The organism is Parafrankia sp. BMG5.11 (genome assembly GCF_004337455.1).
The window spans coordinates 31259-45511 of sequence record NZ_SJXI01000112.1 but is presented as its reverse complement, the minus strand read 5'-3'; the positions used below and the strand labels follow the sequence as shown (position 1 = coordinate 45511).

General features: G+C 73.0%; 13 protein-coding genes and 1 pseudogene. 11 read left to right on the top strand and 3 right to left on the bottom strand.

Translation table 11 applies throughout. The features are described 5' to 3' along the window. Nucleotides 1–21: 21 nt before the first annotated feature. Nucleotides 22–246 (top strand): annotated as a pseudogene (locus E0504_RS53045) (protein kinase); the annotation flags it as partial. Between the two features lie 58 nt (nucleotides 247–304). Then, nucleotides 305–760, top strand: a complete 456-nt coding sequence (locus E0504_RS53040) for a hypothetical protein (protein ID WP_235015118.1) — start codon at nucleotides 305–307, stop codon at nucleotides 758–760. A 166-nt stretch (nucleotides 761–926) separates the two neighbouring features. Here the strand turns inward: E0504_RS53040 and E0504_RS45220 are convergent, their stop codons facing one another. Beyond that, entirely contained in the window at nucleotides 927–1292 is a 366-nt protein-coding gene (locus tag E0504_RS45220) for a hypothetical protein (protein ID WP_131627568.1), read from the bottom strand. A 734-nt stretch (nucleotides 1293–2026) separates the two neighbouring features. Here E0504_RS45220 and E0504_RS45210 point away from each other — a divergent pair. The 6 genes from E0504_RS45210 to E0504_RS45185 all read left to right on the top strand — a co-directional run bounded on the left by E0504_RS45210 (nucleotide 2027) and on the right by E0504_RS45185 (nucleotide 9278). After that, nucleotides 2027–2560, top strand: coding sequence for a GNAT family N-acetyltransferase (locus tag E0504_RS45210; RefSeq protein ID WP_071065319.1), 534 nt, complete (start codon nucleotides 2027–2029; stop codon nucleotides 2558–2560). A gap of 113 nt (nucleotides 2561–2673) precedes the next feature. Beyond that, on the top strand, nucleotides 2674–3351 hold the full coding sequence (locus tag E0504_RS45205; RefSeq protein ID WP_131627566.1) for a histidine phosphatase family protein: 678 nt from the start codon (nucleotides 2674–2676) through the stop codon (nucleotides 3349–3351). Nucleotides 3352–3624: 273 nt separating this feature from the next. Continuing rightward, nucleotides 3625–5133, top strand: coding sequence for an alkaline phosphatase (locus tag E0504_RS45200; RefSeq protein ID WP_112107666.1), 1509 nt, complete (start codon nucleotides 3625–3627; stop codon nucleotides 5131–5133). A gap of 11 nt (nucleotides 5134–5144) precedes the next feature. Beyond that, nucleotides 5145–6374 (top strand): hypothetical protein, encoded by a 1230-nt coding sequence (locus tag E0504_RS45195; RefSeq protein WP_112107667.1) that lies wholly within the window; start codon nucleotides 5145–5147, stop codon nucleotides 6372–6374. Nucleotides 6375–6508: 134 nt separating this feature from the next. Further along, on the top strand, nucleotides 6509–8767 hold the full coding sequence (locus tag E0504_RS45190; protein WP_131627564.1) for a hypothetical protein: 2259 nt from the start codon (nucleotides 6509–6511) through the stop codon (nucleotides 8765–8767). 28 nt (nucleotides 8768–8795) lie between these two features. Beyond that, on the top strand, nucleotides 8796–9278 hold the full coding sequence (locus E0504_RS45185; RefSeq protein WP_071065296.1) for a hypothetical protein: 483 nt from the start codon (nucleotides 8796–8798) through the stop codon (nucleotides 9276–9278). 7 nt (nucleotides 9279–9285) lie between these two features. On the opposite strand, the gene E0504_RS45180 is transcribed toward E0504_RS45185, so the two are convergent. Together E0504_RS45180 and E0504_RS45175 are read right to left on the bottom strand one after the other, a co-directional pair. Continuing rightward, nucleotides 9286–10395: a HAMP domain-containing sensor histidine kinase gene (locus tag E0504_RS45180; RefSeq protein ID WP_112107669.1), complete on the bottom strand. Its 1110-nt coding sequence runs from the start codon at nucleotides 10393–10395 to the stop codon at nucleotides 9286–9288. Then, entirely contained in the window at nucleotides 10392–11054 is a 663-nt protein-coding gene (locus tag E0504_RS45175; protein ID WP_112107670.1) for a response regulator transcription factor, read from the bottom strand. Before E0504_RS45175 ends, E0504_RS45180 begins: the two co-directional genes overlap by 4 nt. Before the next feature lie 88 nt (nucleotides 11055–11142). Between E0504_RS45175 and E0504_RS45170 the strand changes: the two genes are divergently transcribed. Genes E0504_RS45170 through E0504_RS45160 form a run of 3 tightly spaced genes read left to right on the top strand, consistent with a single transcriptional unit; the run spans nucleotide 11143 to nucleotide 14230 of the window. After that, complete coding sequence (locus tag E0504_RS45170) at nucleotides 11143–11892, top strand: ABC transporter ATP-binding protein (protein WP_112107671.1); 750 nt, start codon at nucleotides 11143–11145, stop codon at nucleotides 11890–11892. After that, on the top strand, nucleotides 11889–13502 hold the full coding sequence (locus E0504_RS45165) for an ABC transporter permease subunit (RefSeq protein WP_112107672.1): 1614 nt from the start codon (nucleotides 11889–11891) through the stop codon (nucleotides 13500–13502). The genes E0504_RS45170 and E0504_RS45165 overlap by 4 nt, the downstream gene beginning before the upstream one ends. Beyond that, the gene (locus tag E0504_RS45160) at nucleotides 13499–14230 is read left to right on the top strand and encodes an ABC transporter permease (RefSeq protein WP_112107673.1); all 732 of its coding nucleotides are present in this window, start codon (nucleotides 13499–13501) and stop codon (nucleotides 14228–14230) included. Before E0504_RS45165 ends, E0504_RS45160 begins: the two co-directional genes overlap by 4 nt. Nucleotides 14231–14253: the final 23 nt, after the last annotated feature.

The window sequence follows — 14253 nt, the reverse complement described above, 5'->3', positions numbered from 1 at the left end:
TGCGCGCCACGTGTCCCGGTCATCGAGTTCGGTATCGCCCGCGCTCTCGACGAGACGGCACTGACCGACACCGGGAACGTCATCGGAACGGCCGCCTGGATGGCACCCGAACAGCTCCTCGGCGAGCACGCCGGGCCAGCGGCGGATGTGTTCGCGTGGGCCCTCTGCGTGGCCTTCGCCGCGACCGGGCGCCAGCCGTTCGCCGGCTCGCCGGTGAACACGCCGGTTACCTCCGCGCTGCGCAGGTTGAACGCCGAGCCCGACCTCGACGGCGTGCCGGAAGCCCTGCGGCCATTGCTGCGACGTGCCCACCCCCGGCCCCACACCGAACCCACAGGCACCGGCCCCGCAGGCGCCACCAGCCGCACCGGCGCCGCCCACCACCCGCCCGCCGCCCGACCCGGACGGCGGGACGACCAGCCAGCTCGTCCTCCACGGCGCCGGAGGCACTGCCGGCTGGATCTGGTTCAACAGTGGAACCGCCAACCTGGAGAAGGGCCGCAACTCCTTCACGGTCAAGGATGTCGCCTGCGGCGACGCCTGGAGCATCTACGTCCAGTACGCCTACCAGGATTCGCAGGGGAACCCGCGTGAGGGCAGCAAATATCTTTCCGGGGACTGCGACCCGGTCGAGTGGTCGGGTTCCATCGCCGGCGTCCAGTCGGAGATCCTCTCCTTCCGGTGGCAGGGCTGCAAGTGGGACACCAACCACCAGAGCGCCGACACCTGCGAGTCGTGGATCACCTCGACCCTGCGCTGAGGACCCGAGGCCACCGAGACCGGCGCCCCACCGTCATGCGCGAGCCCGCGCGCTTCGCCACCCGGAGAATCTGACCAACGCGGCGCCCTACTACCGGGCGCCACCAGTTCGGCCCCGTCCGGCCGCGACGAGCGCGGCACGGCAGGCGGAGACCCCCGCCACCGCGTCACCGACCACCGGGACCGGAACCGGCGCTGGCGCTGGCGCTGGGCGGACCAGGCGGTACCGGTTCGACCGGCGGCCGCCACCGAGCTCGGTGACCAGGACGCCGGCCGCCTCCAGGGCGCGCACCGCGCACCGCGCGCCGGGCGGTGGACACGGACACCTCGGCCCGCGCGGCCAGCGTGGGCATCGACGGGAATGCTCCCGACCAGTCCGCCGCGTCGAGGTAGTAGGCGATCGCGAGCAGGACTGAACGCAGGACACGCACGGACACGAGCCGGCCGCCGACGGCGGTCGGGACGAGCGTGAGCGCGCGAACGTGGGAGTACATCGCGGAGACGGCGGAGCGTTGTGGAATGCTGGATGGCACGGTTCGGGCTCCTGGTTTGGCAGGGTTCGGATCGAGGCCCCGTTCCGGTGCTGCTAACACCGGGCGGGGCCGCCCCGCTGGGAGGTATAACCCACAGTAGCGGGTTAAATCAGCTGCACCCGCCAGGCTTTTGCTGTGACCACAACTAAGCCACGTCCCCGTGTGGACGACGAACGACATCGCCGCGTGGCTCGGCGTGGGAGCGGAGCAGGGACGCCGGATCGTGAGCCACCCCGACCCTCCCGGACCGCCTTCCACGAATCAGTCATTTTTATTTATAAATTTGCATTTCCGAACAGGATCTGGCTCGTCAAATCATCGAGGCCGAGCAGCTGCACATGGCCACCGAGGCCGCCACGACAGGCCGCTGGCGGTCGCCGGAACCGTCCAGTGCAGGATCGGCTCGGCCGAGTCGCTGCTGATCAGCGGCGGCGGGGAGTCGCACGGCGCCTCGGCGGGCGTGGGCGGGCGCTTCTCAGTCGTCTTCGCCAATCCTTCCGTCCCCAGCACCGCGACCGTCCAGGTGAGATGCGACGTCGCGGGCCAGCGGACGTATCACCCGACCAGCTTCCTCCTACGTCACCCGGTGGTCGGCCAGGTTCTCAACGTGAACCTCATCGCCTGACGACCCGACCGGTGGGTGGTGCGCGCAAGTCCCGGCGCACCACCCACCGGTGGAAATCGCGTGCGCCTTTCACCTCGACCAGTCTCCCGGGTGGGAGACTGGCGACACAATGAAAAACGTGATCACTTCTTTGGACAGGCCGGCGAACCCGCCCTGGCAGCCGTTACAGGCCGAGGGGTGGAAGCTGTCGGACAGTCCCGAGCTCCTGGACCGCCACCAGGTGTGGAGGTGGTTGTCGCTGGAGGCCGCCTGGTCGCGTGGCCGCAGCCAGGAGGCTGTGAACACCTCGCTCGACCATTCCCTCACCGTGGGCGTCTACGATCCGGCTGGTCGGCAGCGGGGAGTCGCCCGTTGCGTGACCGACCGGGTGGCCGTCGGATTCATCGACGACGTCTACGTCGATGCGGACCATCGTGGCAAAGGTGTTGGGCGCTGGCTGGTGTGCGGGCTGCTCCAGCATCGACTGCTGCGCGGCATCTCACAGTTCACGTTGGTGACGGAAGACGCGCACGCCCACTACGCCGCGAGCGGATTCACGCCCCTGACCAAACTCCAGCGATGGATGCAGTGGCGACGCGACACCGGCTCCGCGTACACGCCCGATCCCTGGGCGCCAGGCTCCCCGCCCAGCTCCGTCAGCTGAGGTGCCGACGTTGAGCCGCTCGCGCATTCGTCCTCCGCGAATCGGTACGCGTCGCAGCGTGGTGAGTGACACTCTCTGCGACAGGCGCATTCCGAGACGGGGGTATCGCGGCGATGGAGACGGATCTGTTGTTCGCGCGGCACGGTGAGGCGCACTGCAATCTCAGACGTGTCGCGGGCGGCGAGATCGGCTGCACCGGACTGACGGAACGCGGCCGTGACCAGGCGCGGCAGCTCGGCAGGCGGCTTCGCCGAATGCACGACGACCAGCCTTTCGACGCCGTCTACGTCTCGTCGAGGCGCCGTGCCCGGGAGACCGCGGAACTCGCCACCGGCGGGCTCGGCGTGCCGGTCACCGTCGAGCCGGCACTGGCGGGGCCGCAGCACGGCGTCGCGGACGGCCGGCCTTGGACGGAGATCTGGGCCGCGTTCGGTGCCAGCCCCGGCGACGAGCCGGACCGGCCGTTCGCCGAGGGCGCGGAAAGCTGGAACCAGTACCTCGCCAGGGCGATGGCAGCTCTGGGAGAGATCATCGAACGACATCCGGAGCAGCGGGTGCTCGTCGTCGCGCATGCCGAGACCGTCGAGGCCGCCCACACACGGTTCCTGCGGCTGCCGTCGCGCCCAGGGGTCGGTTTCGCCGTGGCGCACTGCTCGATCACCTGGTGGTCACACCGCGCGCCGGAGTTCGGGGCGGCACGCTGGCAGCTCGTCAAGCACAACAGCACCCGACACCTCGATCAGATCGAGTCCGCCCATCTCACACCCGCGGCGCGGGAATCCGGCCCCTGACGGGCAGTACGCGGCCATGTGCCTGAACGGCTCGACGCCGCTCGACCCGAAATCCCCCGCCGCCGTGGGCGGGCCTGGTGCGAAACACGTCTCCTGGTTTCTTCCGCGGCCGTGCCCCTGCCATAAACCGTGCTGTGTGCATAGACCTTTCCAGGCGTCGAGCAGATGACGGATGATCCGTCGAGACGGGACCTGGGATCGCACTGGCCAACGGGCCGTGAACGCTTTCTGGATCGCACCTCCGGTTGCTTCGGCAGGTCGTAGGAATCATTCATGAGCCAGGTGAGCCGACGGTCCGTCGTTCTCGGCGGAATTGCGGGCGTGGGAACGGTGCTGGCGGGCGCCGCGGCGGCCCGTGCCGCCTCCTATCCGTTCACGCTGGGCGTCGCCTCGGGCGAGCCCAGCGCGGACGGATTCGTGCTGTGGACCCGCCTCGCGCCCAGGCCCCTCGCCGCGGACGGGCTCGGCGGCATGTCGAGCGGCGCCGTCACCGTGGAGTGGCAGGTCGCCACGGACCAGTACTTCACCCAGATCGCCGCCAGCGGCTCGGTCTCCGCCGTCCAGGCCTGGGCGCACGGCGTGCATGTCGAGGTCGGCGGCCTGCAGCCCAACCGGGAGTACTGGTACCGCTTCCGCGCCTCCGGCCAGATCTCGCCGGTCGGCCGGGCCCGGACCGCCCCGGCCGTCGGCTCCAGCCCCGCGTTGAAGATGCTGTTCACCTCGTGCTCGCACTACGAGGCCGGCTACTTCACCGCCTACCGCCGGATGGCCGAGGAGAACCCGGACCTCATCCTGCACCTCGGCGACTACATCTACGAGGGCGCGGCCGGGTCCGGCGTGCGCTCGCACGTGCCCAGCGCCGAGATCAGCTCGCTGGCCGACTACCGCGTCCGGCACGCGCTCCACAAGTCCGACGCCGACCTGCAGGCCGCGCACGCCGCCGCGCCGTGGATACCGGTCTGGGACGACCACGAGGTCGAGAACAACTACGCCGACCTCGTCCGCAACGACACCAGTCCGGCCGGCGACTTCACCGCCCGCCGGGCGGCCGCCTACAAGGCGTACTACGAGCACATGCCGCTGCGGTCGGCGCAGGTTCCCGTCAACGAGAACCTGCAGCTCTACCGGCGCCTGCGCTGGGGCAGCCTGGCCACCTTCCACATGCTCGACACCCGGCAGCACCGGGACGACCAGGCGTGCGGTGACGGCACGAAGGTCTGCGCCGCGGCCGACGACCCGGCACGCACGCTGACCGGGGCGACGCAGGAGGCATGGCTGCTCGACGGCCTCGGCCAGCGCCTGGGTACCTGGGACATCATCGGCCAGCAGGTGTTCTTCGCCCAGCGCCTCGCCGCCGCCGACGGCTCGAAGAGCATGGACGCCTGGGACGGTTACACCGCCAACCGCGGCCGGATCCAGGCGGGCTGGCAGGCCCGCGGCAACACCAGCACGGTCGTGCTCACCGGAGACGTCCACCAGCACTGGGCGGCCGACATCATGGACGACTACGCGACCCAGAACAAGGTGATCGGCACCGAGCTGGTGTCCACCTCGATCACCTCGGGCGGGGACGGCGCCGGTGCCGGGACCGGCCTGTCCAGCCTCAACCCGCATGTGAAGTTCAACTGGAACCGGCGCGGCTACGTCCGCACCGTCACCACACCCACCCAGATGACGGTGGACTTCCGCGCGCTCAACCAGGTCACGGTCCGTGGCAGCGCGGCCACCACTGTGCAGAGCTACGTGATCGAGGCCGGCAACCCCGGTCTCCAGACGGTGTGAACGGGGCAGGCATGCGCAGGCACAGCACCCGCGTCGCGGTCGTCGGGGCCGCGGCGGCCGTCACCCTCGCCGGGGCGCTCGTCGGCACGGCGGCGGCGGACGGGACCACGGCGGCCGACGTCACCTGGACGGCCGCCAACTCCGACGCCACCGGCGACCAGGACAACGCGGAGGTGTCCGCGACCCGCAACGGCTACACCGCCGTGGTCTGGGAGGACGACCGGGATACCACGGCCCCCGAGGACACCCTTCACACCGAGGTGTACCTCCGCCTGTACCGCGACGGGACGTCGCTGTACGAGAAGAAGCTGTCGGCGGGCGGGAGCGGCGGCTGGCGGCACGTCCAGCCCGACGTCGCCCTGCGCGAGGACGGCACCGCGGTGGTCATCTGGGCGGAGGACCCTGACGGCAACGGGTACTACAACATCGCCGTGCGTGCGGTGAACACCGCGGGCACGGTGACCGGCTCGGCCCAGGCCAACGCGAACGCCGACGGGCAGCAGCTCAACGCGCACGTCGCGGCGGACCCGGACGGCCCCGGGTTCGCGGTCGCGTTCGAGGACATCCAGGGCACCGCGGCACCGACCGTGCGGGTGTCCGGGTTCGCGTCGGTGTCGGCCAGGACCTACGAGGTCCAGGTGCACGCGACGGGCGGCACCCACCGCCGGCCCGACGTGGCGATGGACGCCGCGGGCAACGCCGTCGTCGTCTGGGACGAGGACGGTGACGGCAACGGGTCGTTCAACATCGGCCGGAAGATCCTCACCTCCTCGGGCGGGGTGAAGGCGGCCCAGTCCGTCGCCGACGTGACGACCGCGGGGAACCAGCTCCACCCGTCGGTGGCCGCGAACCTCAACGGCGACCAGGTCGTCGCCTGGGAGACCGACCAGAACGGGAGCGCGCAGGTCGGCGCCCGTTCCTTCAGCGCGGCGAACGCGGCCGGACCTGAGGTCGTCCTGCCCGGGGCGGACCCGCAGACCGGCATCGACGACCAGCGCAACGCGGTGGTGTCCTGGGGCGAGTCCACCGACGTCCACGCCCAGGGCCTCAACCCGGACGGCACGGTCACCGGCCGGCTGCCCCGGCTGCGGGTCCACAGCACCGTCGCCGGCAAGCAGAACGAGCCGGCGCTCGGCGTCAACCCGTGGGGCCAGATCGTGATCGCCTACACCGACGACAACGACGGCAACGGCTTCGACCAGGTGTATCTGGGCACCGGCCTGGTCGACAGCACCTGGTGAACAGGGGGCCGGCATCGATGGGGATGATCCGCGCTAACGTGCGGATAGGGTTCCACTCCGTGAACGTCGGCTGTAGCCACCGCTGAGCCGCATCCGGCGAGGAACACGAGAAGCCCGAGACCGAGGACCCGCCTGTGCATCCGACGCCGCTCGACCCGCCGTCCGCCAGCCGGACGTCCCTCGGACCGGCCGGAGGCGGGCCCGCCTCCGGCGGGCTGGAGCGGATCCGCGGGCAGGTGGTGTTCGACAGCGCGTGGTTCCCGCTCCGGGAGCACGGATCGCAGGGCTTCTCCCGGATGGGCAGCCGCCGGCTGGTGCTCACCGACCACCCCGCGGCCTACGTCCATGACACGAACGTCCTCGGTGGGGCCACCACCGTGACCGCGCTCGAGCCGGCCGTCGACCCGGGCGCGACGGTGGAGCTCGTCGAGCACAGCGGCCGCCTCGTCGTCGACCTGCGGCTACCGGCGGGACGGGCGTTCGCCGCGTCCACGGTGGCACCGTTGCCGACCGAGGCGCTCGCGCTGCTCACCGGCCTGCGGGGCGCGCTGCTGGCGGACGCGGCATCGACGTCCTTCGTCAGCCCGTGCGCGGTCTCGGTGACACCGCTGTACGAGGCCGAGCCCACCGCGGCCGCGCCGTCCGCGATGGAGGCGACACCAGCCGTCGCCGCGCCACGGGAGCTGACGGCGTACGTGGTCGTGCGGGGCGGGCGGCTGGAGCTGCGGGCCCGCGGGCGGGCGCTGCTCGACTGGCCGCTGAACCGAATCGGCGTCGGCCCGGGCGGCCCGAGTGTCGCGGTGGTCAGCGGCGGCGCCGTCCTGGACGGCCGGTTCCTCACCGGAGTCGTCCTGCACCTGGTCACCCCGCAGGTGCTGCACGCCTTCCTCACGGCGGCGGGAACGGGGACGGTACGGGCGGACGCCTCGGACGCGCCGGCCGCCATCGGGACGTCGGCCCCGGTGTCGGCGCGGGGCCTGGCGGGAGACGCCGAGGTCACCAGGGTCGACTGCGTGCTCGACGACACCGCCCTCGAGCTTCAGGAGCATTACAGCGCCCGGGTGGTGGCCAGGTTCGACCTGTTCGACTCGCGGCTGCGCGTCGCCGGGTCGGCCGAGCGGTTCGTCGTCGTCGACCCGGAGCACGGCCCGGTGACGGTGCAGAGCGAGTCGGCGGTGTTCGGCCGGCGCCTGCTGGAGCATCCGGCGCTGCGCACCGCCGCCGAGCGAACCCTGGCGGACGGCCCGTACCCGGCCGAGCTCGCCGACGGCCGGCCGGTCGTCTGCGCGGTCGGGCCGGACGCGCTGCGGGTCCGCGGTCCCGGCCTGGAGCTGCGCCTGCCGTTCACGGCCCTGCGCGCGGTCGAGGGGACGTCCCAGGAGCAGCGGGCCGGTCTGCGGGTGGCGACCGGCGACGCCGAGGTCTCGATCGTCGGCCAGCTCGAGCTGGTCCGCGCGGTGCACACCGACATCGTGGCCGGCCGGCACGCCACCGCGGGGCCGCGGGCCGTCCCCGACATGCTGCGGGCGGCCGTCGGGCTGGAGGAGGACTACTTCCTCTATACGATCTTCGGGCCGTTCTACGAGTTGCACGCCGTGCTGCTCGGTGACGGTACCGCGGCCGAGCTGGGCCGGGCGGTGCCACAGCCCACGGACGACGAGGCGCGGGCGCGGACGGCCGCGACCCTCGCGGAGGGCCTGGTCGAGCTGCAGCGCCATCTCGACCAGGTCGGCTCGGTGCTGCCCGCGTTCGTGCGCCACCGCGACGCCCTGCTGCTGGAACCGGTGACCGGTGGCGCCGAGCCCGCCTGGCTGAAGGCGCAGGAGGGTCGGCTGCGGGCGGCGCTGACGCCGGTGCAGCGGGCGGCGGCGGAGACCGCGCAGCTCGCCGCCCAGGCGACCCGGCTGCTCGACCTGGACCCGGCGGCGCTGCCACGCCCCAACTACACCGGGACGGCGGTCTCCCTGGGCGTCGCCGCGCTGCTGAACCCGGTCTTCCTGGTGTCGGGGGCGACCCAGGCCTACAGCCGTTACACGCAGGGCGAGAAGCGGACCGCGCAGCTGGGGGCGCAGTCCGCGCGCGGCTGGGCGACGCTGCTCGACCGGTGGAACGTCCTCGTCTCGACCACCCTGCCGGTGCTCGGCTACGTCCTCACCGAGAACCTGTTCGCGCCACGGTGGGAGACCGCGCGGCGGATGACGTCCGAGCTGCGCGGAGCGCCCGTCCACACCCGGGAGGCGGTGCTGCGCGCGGTCGCGTACCGGCTCGCGCGGCTGGACGTGCTGCGACGCTATCCCGCGGGGGCGGGGATCCGGGTCGGGCGGGGCGCGATCGCGGACCATCTCCGGGCCGCCCGGGATACCGTCGCCACGCCCCGTTTCGTCGACTTCTGATCCACCTTCTGACCCGCGGGGAGCAGGAATGTCGATCTTCACCAGCCAGTTCGACCGGGCCCGCGCCTACGCCGACGACTATGCCGGGCATCACGCCGACCCGGACCTGACGGACCCGGTCACCCGCCACGGCGACGCGGGCCTGGACGCCGGTTCCGTCGACGGCGCCGGCTGGGGCGAGGGCTGGGACCACGACTGGGACCTCGACCCGGGCCACGGCTCGAACGCCGAGACGGCTACGGGCACCCACCACGACGCGTCCGGCGCCGAGGAGACGAAGCTCCACGACTCGGACCCGCACGAGACCGACGGGGTCCACGAGACCGGCGGAACCCACGAGCATCACGAGAGCCACGAGGCGAAGCACTCCGATGACGGCGGGTGGAAGCACCCCGAGGACTACGGCACCACCGGCTCCGGAGCCGGTGGTGCCTCGTTCGGCCTCGACGACGACGGCGGCGCCTACCTCGTCGACGACGACCCGGTCGACGACGACAGCGTGGATCTTTAGGCCTGGCTCAGGGGATCCTGACTCCAGGGAAGAGGACCTCGATGTCCAGGCCACCCTCGGGCCGGGCGCGCGCGGTCAGGGTGGCGCCGTGCGCGCCCGCGACGGCGCGGACGATCGCCAGCCCGAGGCCGTGCCCGGCGGCCCCCCGCCGGACCCGCTGGCCGCCGAGCTGCTGGAACGGCTGGAAGAGCCGCTCGACCTGGTCCGGTGGGACGACCGGTCCGGTGTTGCGGACCGTGAGGTGTGCTCCGTGCCTGGTGGCCGCCGTCACGATCTCGACTCGTCCGCCGGGGACGTTGTGCCGCAGCGCGTTGTCGACCAGGTTCGCCACCAGGCTCTCGACCAGCCGTGGGTCGCCGGCCGTCGGCGCCGCGCCGAACGCGCTGGTCACCTCGACGCCCTCGACGCCATCGTCCCGTCCGGTGCCGTCGACGCCTCCGGTCCGCCGGGTCAGCAGGACGCCGCGGGCGACGACCGTCAGATCGAACGGTTCTCCGTGTTCCACCCCCTGCTCGCCGCCGGCCAGCGTGAGCAGCGCCTCGATGAGGCTCTCCTGTGCTTCGCCGAGAGCGAGGACGTCCTGGCAGGCGGCCCGCAGCGAGTCGACCGTCGCGTCCGGGTCGGCGAGGGCCACCTGCAGCACCGTCCGCGTGGCGGTCAGGGGCGTCCGCAGCTCGTGGGAGGCGTTGGCGACGAAGTGCCGCTGCGACGCGAACGCCGCCTCCAGCCGCTCGAACAGGTCGTCCAGCGTGCCCGCCAGCTCGGTGAACTCGCCGGGCCGCCGGTGGGGCCCGAGCCGGCGGTGCAGGTTGGTGGCGGAGATGTCCCGTGCCGTCGCGGTCATGGTGCGCAGCGGGCGCAGGAAGCGGCCCGCCACCAGCCAGCCGAGGATGATCGAAATCACCACCATGGCGGCGAGGGCGACCGCGGAGACGGTGAGGAGACGGGACGTGTCCGGGCCGGGCGGGGCGCTCGTCCCGAGGCCGGGCGGGACTCCCACGGGGACGGACTGGCGGGTCTGCAGGATCGGCACGGAGAGCAGCAGGACGCCCGACACGAGGAACGGGCCCGCGTAGAGCAGGGTGAGCTGCGTCCGCAGCGTCCACCGGAGCGTCACGACTCACCGATCCGGTAGCCGCCCTCGCGGACCGTGTGGATCACCGGGGGATCACCGAGCTTGGCCCGCAGGCGGCGGATCGTCGTCTTCACGGCGGTCGTGAACGGGTCGGCGGTCTCGTCCCACACCCGTTCCAGGAGCTCCTCCGCGGAGAGCAGCCGTCCGGTCGAGGAGAGCAGGCACTGCAGGACCGCGAACTCCTTCGGGCTCAGATCCAGGCGGCGCCCGGCGCGGGACGCGACCCGGCGGGTCGGGTCGAGGGTCAGGTCACCGCTCTCGAGGATCAGCGGCAGCGCCACGGCGGGACGGCGGCCCAGCGCCCGGACCCGGGCCACCAGCTCGGCGAAGTCGAACGGCTTCGGCAGGTAGTCGTCGGCGCCCAGACCGAGTCCGTCGACGCGCTGCCTGACGGTGCTCGCGGCGGTCAGCATCAGTACCCGGCTCGCCGAGTGCGCGGCGGCGATCCGCCGGCACACCTCGTCGCCGTGCACGCCGGGCAGGTCCCGGTCGAGGACCACCACGTCGTACCGCGTCACCGCCAGGTGATCGAGAGCGTCGGCGCCGTCGAGGACCACGTCGACCGCCATGCCCTCACGGCGCAGCCCGGTGCCCAGGGTCCGGGCCAGGATCTCGAAGTCTTCGACCACCAGAACACGCACGCCCCTCACGGTGCCATGCCCCGGGTGTCAGCCCGGTGTCGTCCACCGGCACCGGGATGACACCGGCGCACGCGTAGAACCCGGACCCATGATTACTGTGCACGGGCTGCGCAAACGGTTCCGCGGAACCGTCGCCCTCGACGGGATGACCTTCGCCGTTCGGCCGGGGCAGGTCACCGGGTTCGTCGGCCCGAACGGCGCGGGCAAGTCCACCACCATGCGCGTCATCCTCGGCCTCGACAGGGCCGACGCCGGTGACGCCCTCGTCGACGGCCATCCCTACCGCGGCCTGCGCGACCCGCTGCGCCACGTCGGCTCCCTGCTCGACGCCGCGGCGCTGCAGCCCGGCCGGACCGCCCGCAACCATCTCCTCTGGCTCGCCCACTCGCAGGGCCTCACCGCCCGGCGCGTCGACGAGGTTCTCGATCAGGCCGGCCTGCGGGCGGTCGCCCGGCGCCGGGCCGGCGGCTTCTCGCTCGGCATGCGGCAGCGGCTCGGGATCGCCGCCGCGCTGCTCGGCGACCCACCGGCGCTCCTGCTCGACGAGCCGTTCAACGGCATGGACCCGGAGGGCATCGTGTGGATGCGCCGGCTCCTGCGCGCGCTCGCCGCCGAGGGCCGCGCGGTCCTGGTGTCGAGCCATCTGATGAGCGAACTGCAGGAAACCGCCGACCACGTGGTGGTGGTCGGGCGCGGAAAGGTCATCGCCGACGCGCCGGTGGCTCACCTGCTGGCCACCGCGCCGGGGGCGCGGCGGGCGACGCTGGAGGACGTCTATCTGGCGCTCACCCGCGACGAGGTCGAGTTCCGCGCCGTGGACCCGGCGCGGGCCCGATGAACGCCTTCGGCCAGGTGCTGCGCGCCGAGTTCACGAAGTTCCGCACCGTCCGCGGCTGGGTCGTGGCGGCCGTCACGGCCGCGGGCGCGACGATCCTGTTGGGCCTGCTGCCAGGCATGCAGGGCTCGTGCGGCCGGAACGGGCCCGGGTCGGAGTGCCTGCCGCCGGTCGGGCCCGGCGGGGAGGTCGTCGTCGACAGTTTCGCCTTCGCGCACCGCCCGCTCACCGGGGACGGCAGCATCACCGTCCGCGTCACCTCGCTCACCAGCCGCCTGCTGGACCCTGGCCCGGACGGGCCGCCACCGGACGACGGGTCTCCCCACGAGGCGTCTGCACGCGAGGCGGCCACGCCAGGGGCGTCTCCGCACGGGTCGCGCCCGGCCGTCGTGCCGTGGTCCAAGGCCGGGCTCATCCTCAAGGCGGGCACGGCGCAGGGCTCGTCCTACGCCGCGGTCCTGGTCACCGGCGGCCACGGCGTTCGGATGCAGTACGACTACACCCACGACCGTGCCGGGACGCCCGGCCCGGTCAGCACCGACTCCCCGCGCTGGCTGCGGCTCACCCGTACCGGCGACACCGTGGCCGGAGCCGAGTCGCCGGACGGCACCACGTGGACCACGGTCGGCTCCGTGCGGCTGGCCGGCCTGCCGCCGACGGTCGAGGCGGGGCTGGTCACGACGTCCCCGCAGCACGCGGAGCGGGTCGGCGGATCGCTCGGCGCCGGCACCGCGGGCGGCCCGACCGAGGCGACCGGGACCTTCGACCACCTCCTCGTGCGGGACGAGGCTCGCTCGGCCGGCGCGCCCGGCCAGGTGGCGCGGCCGGCGTGGGAGGGCGAGAACGTCGGCATGCCGGGGCCCGCACCGCGGGTTCCCGGCGGCGATCTCGAACGCGCCGGCGGCGTGTTCACGGTGACCGGCTCCGGCGACATCGCCCCGGCCGTCGCCGGCGCGGCCGGTATCGGCGTGTCCCTCGCCCGGACCCTCGTCGGAACCTTCGTGATGTTGCTCGTCGTGACCGTCGTCAGCACCGGGTTCATCACCGCGGAGTACCGCTGCGGCCTCATCCGGACCACCCTGACCGCCAGCCCCCGCCGCGGCCGGCTGCTCGCCGCGAAGGCCGTCGTGGTCGGCGCCGTCGCGTTCGTGACCGGCCTGGTCGCCGCCGCCGTCGCCGTCGTCCTCGGCCAGCGCGTGCTGCGCGGCAACGGCGTCTACGTCCACCCCGCGACGACGCCGACCGAGCTGCGCGTGATCGTCGGGACCGCCGCGCTGCTCGCCGTCGCCGCGGTGCTGGCGCTCGGGCTGGGGGCGCTGCTGCGGCGCGGTGTCACCGCGGTGGCGACCGCCGTCGCCGTGCTCGTCCTGCCGTATCTGCTGGCCATGACCGTCCTGCCGGACGGGGCCGCGCGGTGGCTGCTGCGGGTGAGCCCGGCGGCGGCGTTCGCGCTGCAGCAGACGGCGACGCGGTATCCGCAGGTCGCCAACCTCTACACGCCGGCGAACGGGTACTTCCCCCTCGCCCCGTGGGCCGGCTTCGGGGTGCTCGCCGGGTGGGCCGCCCTCGCCCTGGGCACGGCCGCCGTCCTTCTCCGGCGGAGGAGCGCGTGAGATCGGCCCTGCACGCCGAGTGGACCAAGCTGCGGACCTCGCCCGGCACGCTCGGGCTGGCGCTCGCCGTGATCGTGAGCACGGTCGGGTCGAGCGCCGCGGTGGCCGCGGCGACCGGGTGCGCGCCGGGAGGCTGCGGGCAGGACCTGACGAGACTGAGCCTCACCGGGGTCCAGGTCGGTCAGGCCGTCGTCGCCGTCCTCGCGGTCCTGGTGATCGGCGACGAGTACAGCACCGGGATGGTCCGGGTCACGCTCACCGCGCTGCCCCGGCGGACGGCTGTCCTGGCCGCCAAGGCCGTCGTCGTCGCCGGGGTCGTCGCGGTGACGGCCGTGCCCGCCGTCCTCGGGTCCCTGACCGTCGGGTGGTTCGTCCTTCCCGAGCACGAGGTCGTCCCCCGGGCGGCCGTCGGTTCCGTGCTGTACCTCGTCCTCATCGGCCTGCTGGGCCTGGGAACGGCCACCGCCGCGCGGAACCCGGCGGCCGCGTCCGGGATCGTCCTGGGACTGCTGTACGTGTTCCCGATCATCGCCCAGGTGGTCACCGACCCGGGCTGGCGGCGGCACCTGCAGCAGACCGGGCCGATGAGCGCCGGGCTCGCCGTCCAGGCCACCGGCGACGTCGACGCCGTGCCGATCGGACCGTGGCAGGGACTCGGCGTGCTCACGCTGTGGGCGCTGGCCGCGCTCCTCACCGGCGGCCTGCTCCTCGCCCGGCACGACGCCTGACCACCGCGACACCTGACCACCGC